The organism is Paraliomyxa miuraensis (assembly GCF_026337845.1).
Lineage (GTDB): Bacteria > Myxococcota_A > Polyangia > Nannocystales > Nannocystaceae > Paraliomyxa > Paraliomyxa miuraensis.
This window is the reverse complement of sequence record NZ_JAOVZF010000154.1, coordinates 204,787-218,057: the sequence shown is the minus strand read 5'-3', so window position 1 is coordinate 218,057 and position 13,271 is coordinate 204,787. Positions and strand designations below refer to the sequence as shown.

Genomic DNA, 13,271 nt, shown 5'->3' with positions numbered 1-13,271 from the left:
CCCATCCCCGAGCTACGGGCTACGGGTCGATGACGTTGATCGTGCCCGTCATGGGGGCGTGGAACTGGCAGATGTAGAAGAGCGTGTCCGGAGCGGCGAGCGAGACGTCCCAGGTGATCATCCCGGCTGGAACTCCGTTGTTCGTCACGCCGTCGTTGTAGGCGCTGCCCACCCCGGTGACCGCGGCCGTCTTGATCCAGAACGGATGGCCTGCCGCGTTGACGTCGAAGGTGTACGAGCAGCCGCGCACCACGGTGAGCGTCGGGTCGTTGGCCCCGTTGATCACGTAGTCGGAGAAGCCGGCGTTGGTGACCATGAAGTTGGGTCCGTCGCCCGCGGCGCAGGGATCGCCGCCGGTGGTGGCATCGGTGGTGCCGGTGCTGGCGTCGGTGGTGCCCGTGCTGGCATCGGTGGTACCCGTGCTGGCGTCGGTGGTGCCGGTGCTGGCGTCGGTGGTGCCGGTGCTGGCGTCGGTGGTGCCGGTGCTGGCGTCGGTGGTGCCCGAGCTGGTGCTGCCGCTGCTGGTGCTGTCTTCGGGGCCCGTGGTGGTGTCGGTGGTACCGGGGCCCGTGGTGGGCATGGGGGTCGTCCCCGCCGTGGTCGTGGACGTGGTCGGAGCGATGGTCGACGTGGTGTCGGAGCCCGTGCTCGATCCATCCTCGGTGGGTGTCGGCGCGGGATCGCCACAGGCAGGAGCACACAGCAGGCAGGCGAGGAACAAACGAGGAGACCAACTCGGCATGCCGCGCATGATAGCGAAGGAGCGGCTCGTCCTGGTGTGGTCCCGACGTGGCCCTGGTATGAGCGGGCGAACCCGCGCACGCGCGCTCTACCAGCGGCCGAAGACGATCTGACCGCCGATGCCGTTGATGAAGCGAGAGAAGCCCGCGACCATCCCCAGCTCGTAGGTGAGCCCGAGGCCGAGGTAGAGCTTCTTGGGCAGCGGAATCTTGCCCACGAGCTTCATCGGCAGCGACAGACCCTTGTCCTTGGCCAGGGTGTCGTCGGGGAAGCGCAGGCGGCTGAAGGCGACGCCCGCACCCACCGTGGAGTAGTAGTACTTGCCTCCGAACGCGAACAGCACCGCGAGGTGGCCGTAGTTGGCCTTGATCGTAGCGTCGTCGATCTTCGCCCCGAGCAGGCCACCTGCGACCGCATACATGCCAAAGCCGGGCGAGAGGTTGGCGCCGAGGCCGAAGTCCATGGCATACGAGGCATGGCCCGCATTCACCCCGGTGTCGCCCTTGTCGCGCCAGTGGGTATACGTGGCGCCTTGCATGGTGAACGCGCCGAGGATCGCGTGCTCGCGCTTCTCGCGGCGCTCCTTGCGACGCTGCTGGGCGGGGGTGAGCTCGGGCTCGGCGGTGGTGGTCGAGTCGGTGGTGGCGGGGGCCGTGGTCGCGGGATCGGTGGCAGGGGTTGCTGCGGGGGCCGGGGCGGCTGGGGCGGGTGCGGGGTTCGTGGTCGCGGGCGTGGCTGCGGGGGCAGGGGAGGGGGCGGGAGCGGGCGCCACGGCGGGTGCAGGCGCCGAAGCGGGCGCAGGCGCGGGAGCCGGGGCTGGCGCCGCCCCGGTGCCCGATTCCTGCACCACGCGCACCGCGAGCGCATCGGTCTTGGCCAGCGTCAGCACTCGCCCATCGGCCTGCAAGAGCACCAGCGTCTTGCCGTCGCTGCGCAGCAGCTCGCCCCCCACGGCGCCCGAGTGCGTGTCGATCACGATCTGCCGCCCCTGCACGGCCTCCCACGCGGCATCGTCCACGGGCTGCGCGGGGGCGGTGGCCGGAGGCGGGCTCGCAGGCTGGGCAGCACCCACGCTCGGGCCCAGCACGAGGACGAAGGCGAGCGAGGGGAGCAAGGCGACCATGCGCACGGGCCAAGCATGGCCCCAGGCTCATGGAGCATACAAGCGTGCCGGGACGAACGCGCTCACCCTCGCGGAAAGGAGAGGTTCAGCTGGAGCAGCACCTCGTCCTTGATGAGGTCGTCCTTCATCCCCGGGTAGACGATGCCCCACAGCGTGCGGTCGATCTTGAACTCGGCGCTGCCCTTGGCCAGCGCGTCGGTCACCTCGACCTTGGCCGGAAACGTGATCGACTTGGTCTGCCCGTGCAGGGTGAGGTTGCCCTCGATCTCGTGGGTGGCACCGTTGTCGCCGGCCTTCTCGGTGATGGCCGTCGAGACGAACTTGCTCTCGGGGAAGCTCGGAGCATCGAAGAAGTCTGCCGTGAGCAGGTGCTTGGTCAGATCGGGGGCGTCGGTGGTGAGCGAGTCCACCTTCACCGTGATCTCGAGCCCGGTGGCCTTGCCGTCGTCGCCGAGGGTGAGGCTACCGTCGAAGTCGGCGAAGCTGCCCTCGTGATCGGCGGTGACCTTGGCCCCCACGAAGCCCACGCTGCTGCTGGCCTTGTCGAGCTTGGCGATCGTGGATGCGTGGGCCATCGCCTTGCCGTCGGGCGCATCGCCCTTGGCGTCCGTCTTCGAGTCTGGCTTCGAGTCCGTCTTCGAGTCCGGGGTGGCCTTGGCGTCCTTGACCTCGGCCTTGGGCTTGTCGTCGAGCTGGCTCTGGCAAGCGGCGAGGGAGACGGAGGAGCACAGAGTGAGGGCGAGGAACGTGCGTCGCATGTCGTCTGCATCGTGCTCCAGGCGGCGTTCGGCGGCCAGCGCTCGGAGAGCGACGGACCGTTGCGAAACGCGCAACGACCGTGCGCGTCGCCGTGGTCGGCCGCAGTGTGCTAGCACGGCCTGGCAATGTGGCTCGCGGCGGCGATCCTGTGGGGACTCGGCTCGCCTGGGGAGCCTCCCGGGGTGGAGCTGCAGTGGGAGACGGTGCCCGGGTGCCCGGAGCAGGTGGTCGTCGAGCAAGAGCTGCTCGAGCTGCTCGACGCGAGCCCCTCGCGCGATGTGGTGCAGGTGAGGGGGCGGCTGACGGGCGAGCGGGGAGCCCATCGCTTGCGGCTCGAGGTGGTGGTGGCCGATCGCCGCGAAGCCAGGACGCTCGTCGCCGGCGATTGCATGGCGCTGTCCCGGGCGGGCGTGCTCGTGGTTGCGGTAACCGTCGATGCCCTGACCACGGCGTGGCGAGTGGAGAACGCAGCGGAGCCGCGCGAGGCCCAGCCCGTCGTTCCGCCGCCGAGCGTGCCCGACCTCGAACCGCGCCCGCCACCGGAGCGGACGGCGCTCGAGCCTCGACCAACGGTGGCGACGGAAGGTGCCGAGCCCTCCGCAGCGGACCGCGTCGAGGGCTCGACGCTCCCGCGTTGGCCTCGCGGTGGGACGCTGAGCGCAGGCGGTGGGGCGTCGATCGGTCTGACGCCCGGCCTCGCGGGTGGCCTCGAAGGGGCGCTGACCTGGCGCATCGGTGCGGCTCGGCTTTCGGCGGCGGGCTTCCACTGGTTCTCGCGCACCACCGAGCTGCAGCCCGAGGCCGGCGTCGAGGCGGCGCTCTTTGGCGGATCGCTCCGCGGATGCCTGGCCTTCGAGCGTGCGCGCTGGGAAGCACCGCTGTGCACGAGCGTCGAGCTCGCGGCCATGCACGGCGGAGGGACGGGCACGGCGGTCCGCCGTCGCGAGGTCTTGGCGCTGTGGGTGGGCGGATCCGTTGGCCTGGGGCTCGATCTCGCGCTTTCTGCGCGATTCGGGCTCTGGGCCAGGGTCGACGCCGTGCTCTCGATGCGTCGCCCTGCGATGTTCCTGGTGGTGGAGGGGCAGCCGCGGGAGGCGTTTCGGATCTCCCCGGTGGGGGCGCGGCTGTTCATCGGACCGTGCGTGCGCTTGTGGTAAGGGAAGGCGCTCAGTCGCGGTGCAAGGGTGGACGATGCCCCCTACTCCAACCGAGGGCTCGACGTCGCTCGAAGCGATCTACCGCAAGCACCAGGGCCTGGTGCGCTGGGTGCTCCGTGCGCGTGGGATGTCCGAGGCCGTGCTCGACGATGGGGTTCACGACGTGTTCGTGGCGATCGCTCGTCGGCTGCCCGATCGCGATCCTGCGGTGCCGCTGCGCACCTGGGTGGCCGGGGTCGCGCGCAACGTGGGATTCTCGCACCGGCGCTCGATGGCCCGCCAGCGCAGCCGGGCCGTTCGGATGCCGCCCTCGATCGATCCTCCACGGCCCGACGAGCTGTTCGAGCGCCGCGAGGCCTGGCACGCGCTCGCGAGCTTCCTCGACGAGCTCGGCCCGGAGCAAAGAGAGGTGTTCGTGATGGTGGAGGTGACCGGCATGCGGGTGGCCGAGCTCGCCGACACGATGGGCATGCCGGCCAACACGCTGCACTCACGACTCAAGGCCGCACGCACCCGGTTCTCGCAGCGCTTTGGGGCATCCATCGAGCAACCCGCCGAGCTGATGCGACGCGCTCGTGAGCAGGGTCGTGCCGAGCCCCGGCAGCGACGGAGCACGTGGGCCGCGATCGTGGTCTCGACCGGGCGGATCAACGCGCTGCCAACCAACGGCTCGCTGGCGCCTGCCTCGGGCACGGCGGCATGGGGCCTGGGGTCGTCCACGATCACCGCGGTCGTGCTGGCGGCGGGGGTGCTGGGGGCCGCGGCGGTGGTGGGCTCGTGGATGCGCCCGAGCACCGCGAATGGGCGTCCGAAGGTGGCCGGGGTGGGCACCGAGGCGCAGGACCGGCCGTCGCCACCGGTAGTGCCGCAACGATCGCCGTCGCCCACGGGGTCGGAGGTCGTCCCGGTCGATCCGCGGACCCGCACGCTCGTCGAGCCCTTCTCGGCCTCACCCGCTCCGCGATCGCGCGCCCCATCTCGGGAGCGCTCGGGTGCCTCGCCGACCGCGCCGAGAACCGAAGACACGGTGGCCTCGCCCGTGACGGCCGATGTCTCCCTCGATCGCGCGACGGCGGTCCTCCGGCAAGCGCGAGCCGACCTCGAGAACGAGCGGGCCCGCGAGGCCCTCGAAGCCATCGATGGGCACGATGCCCCATTCGGCGCGCTGGAACGCGAACGACGACGACTCGAGCTCGATGCCGCATGTCGGCTGGGGGACGCGCCGCGAACGCGACGGGTCGTCGACGCCCTGGTCCGGCTAGGGGCCTCGATCGACCCGGAGCGTCCATGTCGACGTGCGGTCGATTGATTCGGGGAGAATCGCGGGCAGCGGTGCAAGGCTTGGCATGGAACGACTGAGCATCGCCATCATGGGTCTGGCTCTGGCCGGGTGTTTTCCCTCGCCCAAGGACGCGGGGGAGGTGGAGTCGACCGAATCGGACGGAGAGGCTTCCGGCACCGCGAGCGGAGGAGCCACGGCGGACGGTGAGACACAGACCGACGGTGAGCCCTCGGCGTCGGACGTGGAGTGGACGCTCGAACTCGACCCCGGCTTCTCGGTCCTCCGCATGATCCGTACGCCCGCGGGGGTCCTCGTAGCGCTCCAGGGCGACCCGTCGGTTCCGATGGCCTCGTCCGAGGTGCGGGAGTACTCGTCGAGCATGGACTTGTTGTGGTCGGCACCGCTCCCCAACGCCGGCATCGGCGATCTCGAGGACCTTGGGGGCGGCGAGTTCCTGGCGGTGGGGGTGTCGGGCGAGTCCGGCGCATACGTCCCGACGGCGTGGCGGCTCTCGTGCTGTGCCGCGGCCGTCAGCCAGGCCTATCCACAGGATCCGGGCGCGGACTTCGCATGGGCCGCCGCGGCCGAGCTTCGCGGCGATGGAATCCTGCTCGTGATTGGTCGCAACGAGGATGGTCTCGAAGTCGCAGAGTTGGTGCAGATTCCACTCGCGCTCAGCCCCCCCACCTCGGTGGACGTGCTACCCACCTGGGTCCGTGGCGCTGCGCGTACGCCCGACGGCAACGTGCTCCTGCTGGGCGACGGAGGCGACATCGACATGTTCTACGAGGTCGGGCCCGGAGGCGTGACCGAGGGCTTTGGATTCGGCGGGGACATCGGGATGGTCGGCAAGGGCGACGAACTCACGTTGGTCGAATTTGGCGAGGACGAGGTCTCGCTCCAGCCGTACGGCGAGGAGGCGTGGGTGCAGGTCCCGATCCCCGGGTTCGCTGGCTACTACGACGAGTTCGTGCTCGATCGGCACACCCGCGTGGGGCTCGTCCATCGCGAGGAGGATCCCACCGGACCCCTGGTCCTGTCGGAGTTCGGCGACGACGGCGTGGTCGTACGCACGCTGGCCCTCCCGCACCAGCAGTACGACTACGCCAGCGCTCGTGCGATCGCGGTGGGTGAGGACGATGCCATCTACCTCGCGGTCGGCGAGTCCCAGCCCGGCGGAGGGCGCGTCGAGTTCCTCCACCGCATCGCGCCGCTCGAGTAGCGGCTCAGCTCTCCACGAACGCCTTGAGCCGCTTGCTGCGGCTCGGGTGTCGCAGCTTTCGCAGCGCCTTGGCCTCGATCTGCCGGATCCGCTCGCGCGTGACCGAGAAGTCCTGCCCCACCTCCTCGAGCGTGTGATCGCTGGCCTCGCCGATGCCAAAGCGCATGCGGAGCACCTTCTCCTCGCGAGGGGTCAGCGTGGCCAGCACGCGGCGGGTCTGGTCGGCGAGGTTCAAGCTGATCACCGCCTCGGACGGCGAGGTGGTGTTCTTGTCCTCGATGAAGTCGCCGAGGTGGCTGTCTTCCTCCTCGCCGATGGGCGTCTCGAGCGAGATCGGCTCCTTGGCGATCTTCAGCACCTTGCGCACCTTGTCGAGCGGCAGCTCCATCTTCTCGGCGATCTCCTCGGGCGTGGGCTCGCGGCCGAGCTCTTGCACGAGGTGACGGCTGGTGCGGATGAGCTTGTTGATCGTCTCGATCATGTGCACCGGAATGCGGATCGTGCGGGCCTGATCGGCGATGGCTCGCGTGATCGCCTGCCGGATCCACCAGGTGGCGTAGGTCGAGAACTTGTAGCCGCGGCGGTACTCGAACTTGTCGACCGCCTTCATCAGGCCGATGTTGCCCTCCTGGATCAGATCGAGGAACTGCAGCCCGCGGTTGGTGTACTTCTTGGCGATCGAGACCACCAGCCGCAGGTTGGCCTCGACCAGCTCGGCCTTGGCCTTCTCGGCCTGGCGTCGCGCCTTCATCAGGTCCTCGTGCTGGCGCTTGAGCTCGGTCGACGGCAGGTGGGTCTCCTGCTCGACCTGGACGATGCGCTTGGTGGCCAGGCGCATGCGTGCCTCGATCTCGTGCAGCTCCGACGGGTGCAGGCCGAGGCGGCGGCAGAGCTTGAACTCCTCCTCCTCCGACAACCGCACGTCCTTGAACAACGCGCGCAGCTCCTCCAGGCGCATGCCGGCCCGCCGCTCGCACTCGTGGAGGTCGCGCTCGGCGCGGGTGACTCGCCCCACGAGCGCGGACAGCTCCTCGACGATCCCGTCGACCGGGCGCTTGGCGAGGCACATGTCGGTGATGGCCTCGACGCAGCCACGCTCGTGCTCGAGGCGCTGGCTGTCGAGCTTGGGGTGGAGCTCGGGCGCGGGTGCCTCGTCTCCGACCGCCGACAGCTCGTCGCGCAGGCGCTCGACCTCCTTGGAGTGGCGGCGCAGCCGATCGACCTGCTTGTGGAGGTTCTCGAGCGCCGCCTCCTGGTTGATCGGGATGCTGGTGTCCTCGGGCACCCCGCCGGGGCCGTTGTCGGCCGGGTTGGCGATGTTGACGACGTCCTTGATCCGCAGCTGCCCGCGCTTGAGCTGCTCGTTCATCTCGAGCACGTAGGGCACGGCCACCGGGCTGCGCAGCGCGTGCTCGAGCGTGCGCTTCTCTCCGTCCTCGATGCGCTTGGCGATCTCCACCTCGCCCTCGCGGGTGAGCAGCGAGACCGAGCCCATCTTGCGCAGGTACATGCGCACGGGATCGTTGGTGCGCGTCTGCTCGTCCTCGTCCTCGCGATCGTAGCGGCGAGGCATCGACTTGCGGCTGGCCGAGCCGGCGCGCCCCTTGCCGCTCGAGATCACCTCGACCCCCTGCGCCTCGAGCAGCTTCTCGAACTGGATGATCTCGCGGGGATCGATGAGGTCGGGGGGCAGCAGGCCCTGCAGCTCCTCGGTGGTGATCTGCCCCTTCTTCTTGCCGAAGGCGATGAGCTGCGCCTTGAGCTTCTCTCGGTCCACGGTGCGGTTGCTCGGGGTCTTACGGGTCATGGGTCAGCCTCGGCTCGAAGGACTGGCTAAGGGTCAAGGGCGGCAGGTTGGGGGCAAGGGGCGGGACGGGAAGTCGCCAGGCAGGCGCTCTCAGAGACCGGGTGCAGGAGGTGGGGCGTGGCGCAGTGCGTCCTTCTTTCGACGCAGCTTCATGATCTCGAGCTGGTGTTCTCGCTGGAGCTCGAGATCACCGGTGGAACGAGCGTCGTGGAAATCCTTCTCCCGGCGGCCGATCTCGATGTCGATCGCGTCCATCTGGCAGCGGTAGAGCAGGGTCTGGAGCACGGCTTGGGGGGCGATGAGTCCCGGATCGTCGTCGCTCACGCGGTACTTGCCGGCGAAGACGTGCTCGAGCAGCTGCGGCTGAGCGTCGGGGTCCACGTGCTCGAGCAACTCGGGCAGTGTGGGGGATCGCCCCTCCTTCGCGCTCGCGACGACGGCTTGCAAGACGGGGCGCAGGCGTTCGTCGTCCACGTGCTCCAGGGCCCCGGAGCGCTCGGCCAGGGTGGCGAGGTGGGGGACGTCGACCAGCAGCATCGTGAGCTCGGCTTGCGCCGCAGGCAAAGGAGGGAGCGGAGGACCGCCGTGGTCGGCGGCCGGATCCCCGGCCCTGGCGCCAGCACGGGATACTTGCACAGGTGCACCCGGGCGCCCAGCCGCCCCTCGGGGATTTTCTTGGAGCAGCGAAGTGACCCGGGGCAGCGGCACGTCGAACAGGGCCGCTGCGCTCTCTGCGTAGAGGGATCGGGCCGAAGGACGACGGACCTTGCGGATCAGATTGACCGCGCGATCGAGCGCTCGGGCGCGAGCGTCCGGCGAGTCGCCGGCCCAGGCCGCGAGGCGAGTCATGGCCACCTCGAGCGCAGAACGGGCATCTGCCAGCAAATTCGCGAACCGCTCGGCACCCAGGCTATCGGGATCCTCCCCGTCGGGCAGCAGCACCAGTCGTACGTCGAGATCTTGCTCGAGCAGCATCGGCAGGGCCTTGCCCGCCGCGTCGCGGCCGGCCTTGTCGCCGTCGAAGCACATCACCACCCTCGAGGTGAAGCGCGACAACAGCCGCGCTTGATCCTCGGTGAAGGAGGTCCCCAGCGGCGCGACCGTCTCGCCGTGGCCGTGTTGGTGCAGCTTGACCACGTCGAGGTTGCCCTCGACCAGGATCGCGCGGCCCTTGTCGCGGATGGCCGGGCGCGCCACGGCCAGCCCGAACAGGGTCTTGCCCTTGTGGAAGAGGAACGACTCGCTGGAATTGACGTATTTGGGAGGCGGCGAGCCCTCGGCCGCGACGTCGTGGGGCGGGACCACGCGGCCAGAGAATGCGATCACTTCACCCCCGGGCTGGATCACGGGGAACATCAAGCGCCCGCGGAAGGCATCGTAGACCGAGCCTCGCCGCTCGCTGGCCCGCAGAAGGCCCAGGCGCTGGGCCAAGCCGGACGACATGCCCTTGTCTTGCAGGGCCCGCGCCAACCGGTCCCAGCCCGCTTCGGAGGGCGCAGGCGCGTAGCCCAGCTCGAAGGCGGCGGCGGCTTGCGGTGTCACGCCGCGGGTCTCGAGGTAGGCCCGGCCGGCCGCGCCCTCGGGCGCCTCGAGCAGCAGCGAGCGATACAGCCCGGCCGCGGTGCGCATGAGGAGGTAGGCTTCGTCGCGCTCGTTGCGGTCGGGGCCCTGACCCGTGCCGCCGGCGTGGGCCGGCAGGCTCACCCCGTAGAGCTCCGCGAGCTTGCGAATGGTCTCGAGGAAGCCCTTGCCCTCGAGCTCCATCACGAAGCGGATCGCGTCGCCTCCCGCCCCGCAGCCGAAGCACTTGTAGCCCTTGAGCGCGGGGTTGACGTTGAAGCTGGGCGACTTCTCCTGGTGGAAGGGGCACAGGCCCACGTAGTTGCGCCCCGAGCGACGCAGCTCCACGTAGCGACCCACCAAGTCGACGATGTCGACCCGATCGCGGACTTCCTGGACCTTGTCGTCTGGGATGCCGGCCATGCACTCGCCCGGCCGTGCCCTTGCCCCGCGGCGCGCGGCCTCGTTGTAAGGATCCCTACGATCCCGCTCGGTGCAAGGCAAGTTTGGTCGGAAACTTGCGACGTCGCGTCGGCGCATGCCATGGCCAAGGCATCATGAGCGTGCCTGCGACCCATCCCGACGCGTTCCTCGGACCCGAGTCGGTCGATGTCGTGCCCCCACCGACGAACGGCTCGAAGAGCGGTCCGGGGAACAGCCCGAGGAACGACCCCGGGACCAGCCCCGAGGGACCCCGCCTCAAGGCGGTGCCGGATGCCCCGGAGCGGCGCGGCAGCGGTCGTCGCGCACGTGCGCGCGATCGTCTGATGGATCGAGCCAACGAGCTCCATGCCCCGCATCCGCGCTTGCGTGGGGTGGCCAACGTCGAGAACCTCCTGATGTTCGTCGACGACGATCTCCGCGAGACGGCGCTGGCGATCCACCGCATCGAGCAGTTCCTGCTGCGAACGCTGGGGCTGCTCGAGGCCCAGGATCTGCGCCGCGAGCACGTGCTCGAGGTGGCCGGCGATACCTCGGTGCTCGACCACGTGGACCAGCTGAACGAGACCCTCGAGAGCCTGCGCCGTCGGCTCGCGCGCCTCGCCGCGCGCATGAAGTGACCCGGGGGCGCCGGGTGGGTCAGCCCCGGCGAGCCCGCGTATGATGCTCGCCGCGTGACCGGCCCCGAGCCCAGACCTTCGCACGCCGACCCGTCCGACCCACGCAGGAGCGATCCGCGGCAGGGACGGAGGATCGCCGATCGTGCGATCGCGGTCACCGTGGCCGTGTACCTGGGCTACGGCGTGCTGGGCTTGCTGCCGCTGCCCGCCGACCTGCGCTACCTGGCCCTGATCGCCGCGTTCTACTTCTTGCCCGGCCTGATGCTGCGCAACGATCTCGAGCGCCAGCGCCGCTATCAGATCGGGCCCGATCGCGTGATTCCGCCCTGGAGCGGGATCGGAGCGCGATGGGCCCTGGGGATCGGTGCCGTCGTGTTCCCGATCTTCGTGGTCGGATTCGTGCTGTTCTATGCCCGGATCTGCGAGGGTGACCTGCGGGTGCTCGCTCCCGTCACCTGGGTCGAGGGCCTCACGCCGTGGGCAGGCGGGCTCGAGCACTACCTGTCGCGCCTGTGCCGGACCTACGCGGCCGATCCCTGGCCCGTGCACTGGCGGCTCCCCGCCGACTGGCTGGCCTACGGAGGACTCGGCGGGGTGCTCGCGGTGGCGGTGGAGTTGTTCGCGATCGCCCTGCCCGAGGAGGTGTTCCACCGCGGCTACCTGATGAGCGCGCTCGAGGAGCGCTGGCCTCCCCGGCGACGGATCCTCGGGGCCCCGCTGGGGCTGGCGGCGGTGGTCGCGAGCCTGCTGTTCGCGGTGGGCCACCTGGTGGGCATGGCCGAGGTCGCACGGCTGGCCACGTTCTTTCCGGCGCTGTTGTTCTCGTGGCTGTGGCGCCGCTCCGGGAGCCTGTGGGCCCCCGCGCTGTTCCATGCCGCCTCGAACCTGTTGATGGCCGTGCTCATCGCCAGTACGTTCCCGCCATGACGGCCGACGGAAGCGGTGATCCCAACGGCCAGCGCGATGGCCTCGGTGGGCCCGCCGAGTCCGGTCGCTCCGATCGCATCGGCGCGTTCTTCGACATCGACCTCACCGTGCTCGAGGTCAATTCGGGGACCAAGTGGGTCGGTCATCAGTGGAAGCACGATCGCATGACCATGCTCGAGGTGATGCGGGCGCTGTGGTGGACGGTGCAGTATCGCTTTGGCCTGCTCGACTTCGAGGCGATGGCGGGTCGGGTGATCGCCGGGTATCGCGGCCAGGAGGTGGCCCCCCTCGAGCAAGAGGTGGCCGCGTGGTTTCGCGAGGAGATTGCGGCCACGATCTGCGTGCAGGCACGCGAGCACGTCGAGGCGCACCGTCGGTCCGGGCACGTGATCGCCCTGCTGACCTCGGCCACGCGCTTCTTGTCGGCGCCCGTGGGGCGCGCCCTCGGGGTGGAGCACATGCTGTGCACCGAGGTCGGCGAGCAGGACGGCCGCTTCACCGGGACGCACGTGTCGCCGGCCTGCTACGGCGCGGGCAAGGTGCTGCGGGCCGAGAGCTTCGCGGCGGAGCACGGCATCGACCTTCGACGCAGCTTCTTCTACAGCGACAGCTTCTCCGACCTGCCGATGCTCGAGCGGGTCGGCGAGCCACGGGTGATCAATCCCGATCCTCGCCTGCGCCGCCTGGCGCAGCGCAGGGGTTGGAGCGTGCAGACCTGGAGGGCGCCGCTCGGCGCTCCCACGATGACGTGCGACTGAAGAGGACGAAGGAAGAACCCCGATGTGGAACGTGGATCTGGGAGACGTGGATGCCGTGATCGAGCGGGCGCTGGGCGAGGACCTGCACGGGGGTGACATCACCTCCAGCGCCACCGTCCCCCCGGCGCTCAAGGTGGACGCCCGCATCGTGGCCAAGGCACCGCTGACGGTGTGCGGCCTGTTCGTGGCCGGTCGGGTGTTCACGCGGCTCGACGGCAGCGTGCGCTTCACGGCGCGGGCCGCCGAGGGCAATCGCGTCAAGGCGGGCGAGGAGCTGGCCACCATCGAAGGCAATGCCCGCGCCCTGCTGGCGGGCGAGCGCACCGCCCTGAACCTGCTGCAGCAGCTCTCGGGGGTGGCCACCCTCACCGCGGCGTTCGTGGATGCCGCCTCCGGCAAGGCCCGGATCTGCGACACCCGAAAGACCACGCCCGGCCTGCGCCGGCTGCAGCGCTATGCGGTGCGCTGCGGGGGGGGCTTCAACCATCGCAACGATCTCGGGGCCGGGGTGCTCATCAAGGAGAACCACATTCGCTGCGCAGGCGGGGTGGAGGCGGCGGTTCGGGCCGCCCGCAAGCGAGCACCGCATCCCCTGCGCGTGGAGTGCGAGGTGACCGACTTCGCCGAGCTCGACGCTGCGCTCGCCGCTGGAGCCGAGGTGATCCTGCTCGACAACATGGACGACGAGCGCGTGGCGGCGGCGGTCAAGCGGGTCGATCGTCGGGCCGTCGTCGAGGTCAGCGGAGGCATCACGCTCGAGCGGGTGCCCCGACTGGCGGCGGCGGGAGTCGACGTGATCAGCGTGGGGGCGCTGACCCATAGCGCGCCCGCCGTCGACATCTCGATGCTGTTCGGTGCGCTGCCCGGGTAGGCC

At 70.0% G+C, this 13,271-nt stretch carries 12 protein-coding genes; 7 read left to right on the top strand and 5 right to left on the bottom strand.

Features of this window, described 5'->3' with window-relative positions; all coding sequences use genetic code 11:
- Window positions 1-19: 19 nt before the first annotated feature.
- The 3 genes from OEB96_RS23125 to OEB96_RS23115 form a co-directional block, all read right to left on the bottom strand.
- Window positions 20-742: a hypothetical protein gene (locus OEB96_RS23125; RefSeq protein ID WP_266218866.1), complete on the bottom strand. Its 723-nt coding sequence runs from the start codon at window positions 740-742 to the stop codon at window positions 20-22.
- 87 nt (window positions 743-829) lie between these two features.
- Window positions 830-1,864: a hypothetical protein gene (locus tag OEB96_RS23120; protein WP_266218865.1), complete on the bottom strand. Its 1,035-nt coding sequence runs from the start codon at window positions 1,862-1,864 to the stop codon at window positions 830-832.
- Window positions 1,865-1,926: 62 nt separating this feature from the next.
- Window positions 1,927-2,622: a YceI family protein gene (locus OEB96_RS23115; protein ID WP_266218864.1), complete on the bottom strand. Its 696-nt coding sequence runs from the start codon at window positions 2,620-2,622 to the stop codon at window positions 1,927-1,929.
- A 126-nt stretch (window positions 2,623-2,748) separates the two neighbouring features.
- On the opposite strand from OEB96_RS23115, the gene OEB96_RS23110 reads away from it, so the two are divergent.
- From OEB96_RS23110 to OEB96_RS23100, 3 genes are read left to right on the top strand one after another with little or no spacing between them, the layout of a single operon-like run.
- Window positions 2,749-3,780, top strand: coding sequence for a hypothetical protein (locus OEB96_RS23110; protein ID WP_266218863.1), 1,032 nt, complete (start codon window positions 2,749-2,751; stop codon window positions 3,778-3,780).
- Between the two features lie 34 nt (window positions 3,781-3,814).
- Entirely contained in the window at window positions 3,815-5,089 is a 1,275-nt protein-coding gene (locus OEB96_RS23105) for a sigma-70 family RNA polymerase sigma factor (RefSeq protein ID WP_266218862.1), read from the top strand.
- Between the two features lie 37 nt (window positions 5,090-5,126).
- Window positions 5,127-6,284, top strand: coding sequence for a hypothetical protein (locus OEB96_RS23100; protein ID WP_266218861.1), 1,158 nt, complete (start codon window positions 5,127-5,129; stop codon window positions 6,282-6,284).
- 4 nt (window positions 6,285-6,288) lie between these two features.
- Here OEB96_RS23100 and rpoD read toward each other — a convergent pair whose 3' ends face one another.
- Both rpoD and dnaG read right to left on the bottom strand, forming a co-directional pair.
- Window positions 6,289-8,091, bottom strand: coding sequence for an RNA polymerase sigma factor RpoD (gene rpoD, locus OEB96_RS23095; RefSeq protein ID WP_266218860.1), 1,803 nt, complete (start codon window positions 8,089-8,091; stop codon window positions 6,289-6,291).
- 90 nt (window positions 8,092-8,181) lie between these two features.
- Entirely contained in the window at window positions 8,182-10,074 is a 1,893-nt protein-coding gene (gene dnaG / locus OEB96_RS23090) for a DNA primase (RefSeq protein WP_266218859.1), read from the bottom strand.
- Window positions 10,075-10,208: 134 nt separating this feature from the next.
- Between dnaG and OEB96_RS23085 the strand changes: the two genes are divergently transcribed.
- From OEB96_RS23085 to nadC, 4 genes are read left to right on the top strand one after another with little or no spacing between them, the layout of a single operon-like run.
- Window positions 10,209-10,712 carry a hypothetical protein gene (locus tag OEB96_RS23085; RefSeq protein ID WP_266218858.1) on the top strand — a complete coding sequence of 168 codons (504 nt, stop codon included), beginning with the start codon at window positions 10,209-10,211 and terminating at the stop codon, window positions 10,710-10,712.
- A gap of 54 nt (window positions 10,713-10,766) precedes the next feature.
- On the top strand, window positions 10,767-11,639 hold the full coding sequence (gene mrtZ / locus OEB96_RS23080) for a myxosortase MrtZ (protein WP_266218857.1): 873 nt from the start codon (window positions 10,767-10,769) through the stop codon (window positions 11,637-11,639).
- On the top strand, window positions 11,636-12,397 hold the full coding sequence (locus OEB96_RS23075; RefSeq protein WP_266218856.1) for an HAD family hydrolase: 762 nt from the start codon (window positions 11,636-11,638) through the stop codon (window positions 12,395-12,397). Before mrtZ ends, OEB96_RS23075 begins: the two co-directional genes overlap by 4 nt.
- Before the next feature lie 22 nt (window positions 12,398-12,419).
- The gene (gene nadC, locus OEB96_RS23070) at window positions 12,420-13,268 is read left to right on the top strand and encodes a carboxylating nicotinate-nucleotide diphosphorylase (RefSeq protein WP_266218855.1); all 849 of its coding nucleotides are present in this window, start codon (window positions 12,420-12,422) and stop codon (window positions 13,266-13,268) included.
- The last annotated feature ends 3 nt before the right edge of the window (window positions 13,269-13,271 follow it).

What these genes read in the sequence shown, in the direction of transcription:
- nadC (WP_266218855.1), top strand. Translation starts at nt 12,420, where the DNA reads ATGTGGAACGTGGATCTGGGAGACGTGGATGCCGTGATCGAGCGGGCG.
- OEB96_RS23110 (WP_266218863.1), top strand. Translation starts at nt 2,749, where the DNA reads ATGTGGCTCGCGGCGGCGATCCTGTGGGGACTCGGCTCGCCTGGGGAG.
- rpoD (WP_266218860.1), bottom strand. Translation starts at nt 8,091, where the DNA reads ATGACCCGTAAGACCCCGAGCAACCGCACCGTGGACCGAGAGAAGCTC.
- OEB96_RS23125 (WP_266218866.1), bottom strand. Translation starts at nt 742, where the DNA reads ATGCCGAGTTGGTCTCCTCGTTTGTTCCTCGCCTGCCTGCTGTGTGCT.
- dnaG (WP_266218859.1), bottom strand. Translation starts at nt 10,074, where the DNA reads ATGGCCGGCATCCCAGACGACAAGGTCCAGGAAGTCCGCGATCGGGTC.
- OEB96_RS23075 (WP_266218856.1), top strand. Translation starts at nt 11,636, where the DNA reads ATGACGGCCGACGGAAGCGGTGATCCCAACGGCCAGCGCGATGGCCTC.
- OEB96_RS23100 (WP_266218861.1), top strand. Translation starts at nt 5,127, where the DNA reads ATGGAACGACTGAGCATCGCCATCATGGGTCTGGCTCTGGCCGGGTGT.
- OEB96_RS23120 (WP_266218865.1), bottom strand. Translation starts at nt 1,864, where the DNA reads ATGGTCGCCTTGCTCCCCTCGCTCGCCTTCGTCCTCGTGCTGGGCCCG.
- OEB96_RS23105 (WP_266218862.1), top strand. Translation starts at nt 3,815, where the DNA reads ATGCCCCCTACTCCAACCGAGGGCTCGACGTCGCTCGAAGCGATCTAC.
- OEB96_RS23115 (WP_266218864.1), bottom strand. Translation starts at nt 2,622, where the DNA reads ATGCGACGCACGTTCCTCGCCCTCACTCTGTGCTCCTCCGTCTCCCTC.
- OEB96_RS23085 (WP_266218858.1), top strand. Translation starts at nt 10,209, where the DNA reads ATGAGCGTGCCTGCGACCCATCCCGACGCGTTCCTCGGACCCGAGTCG.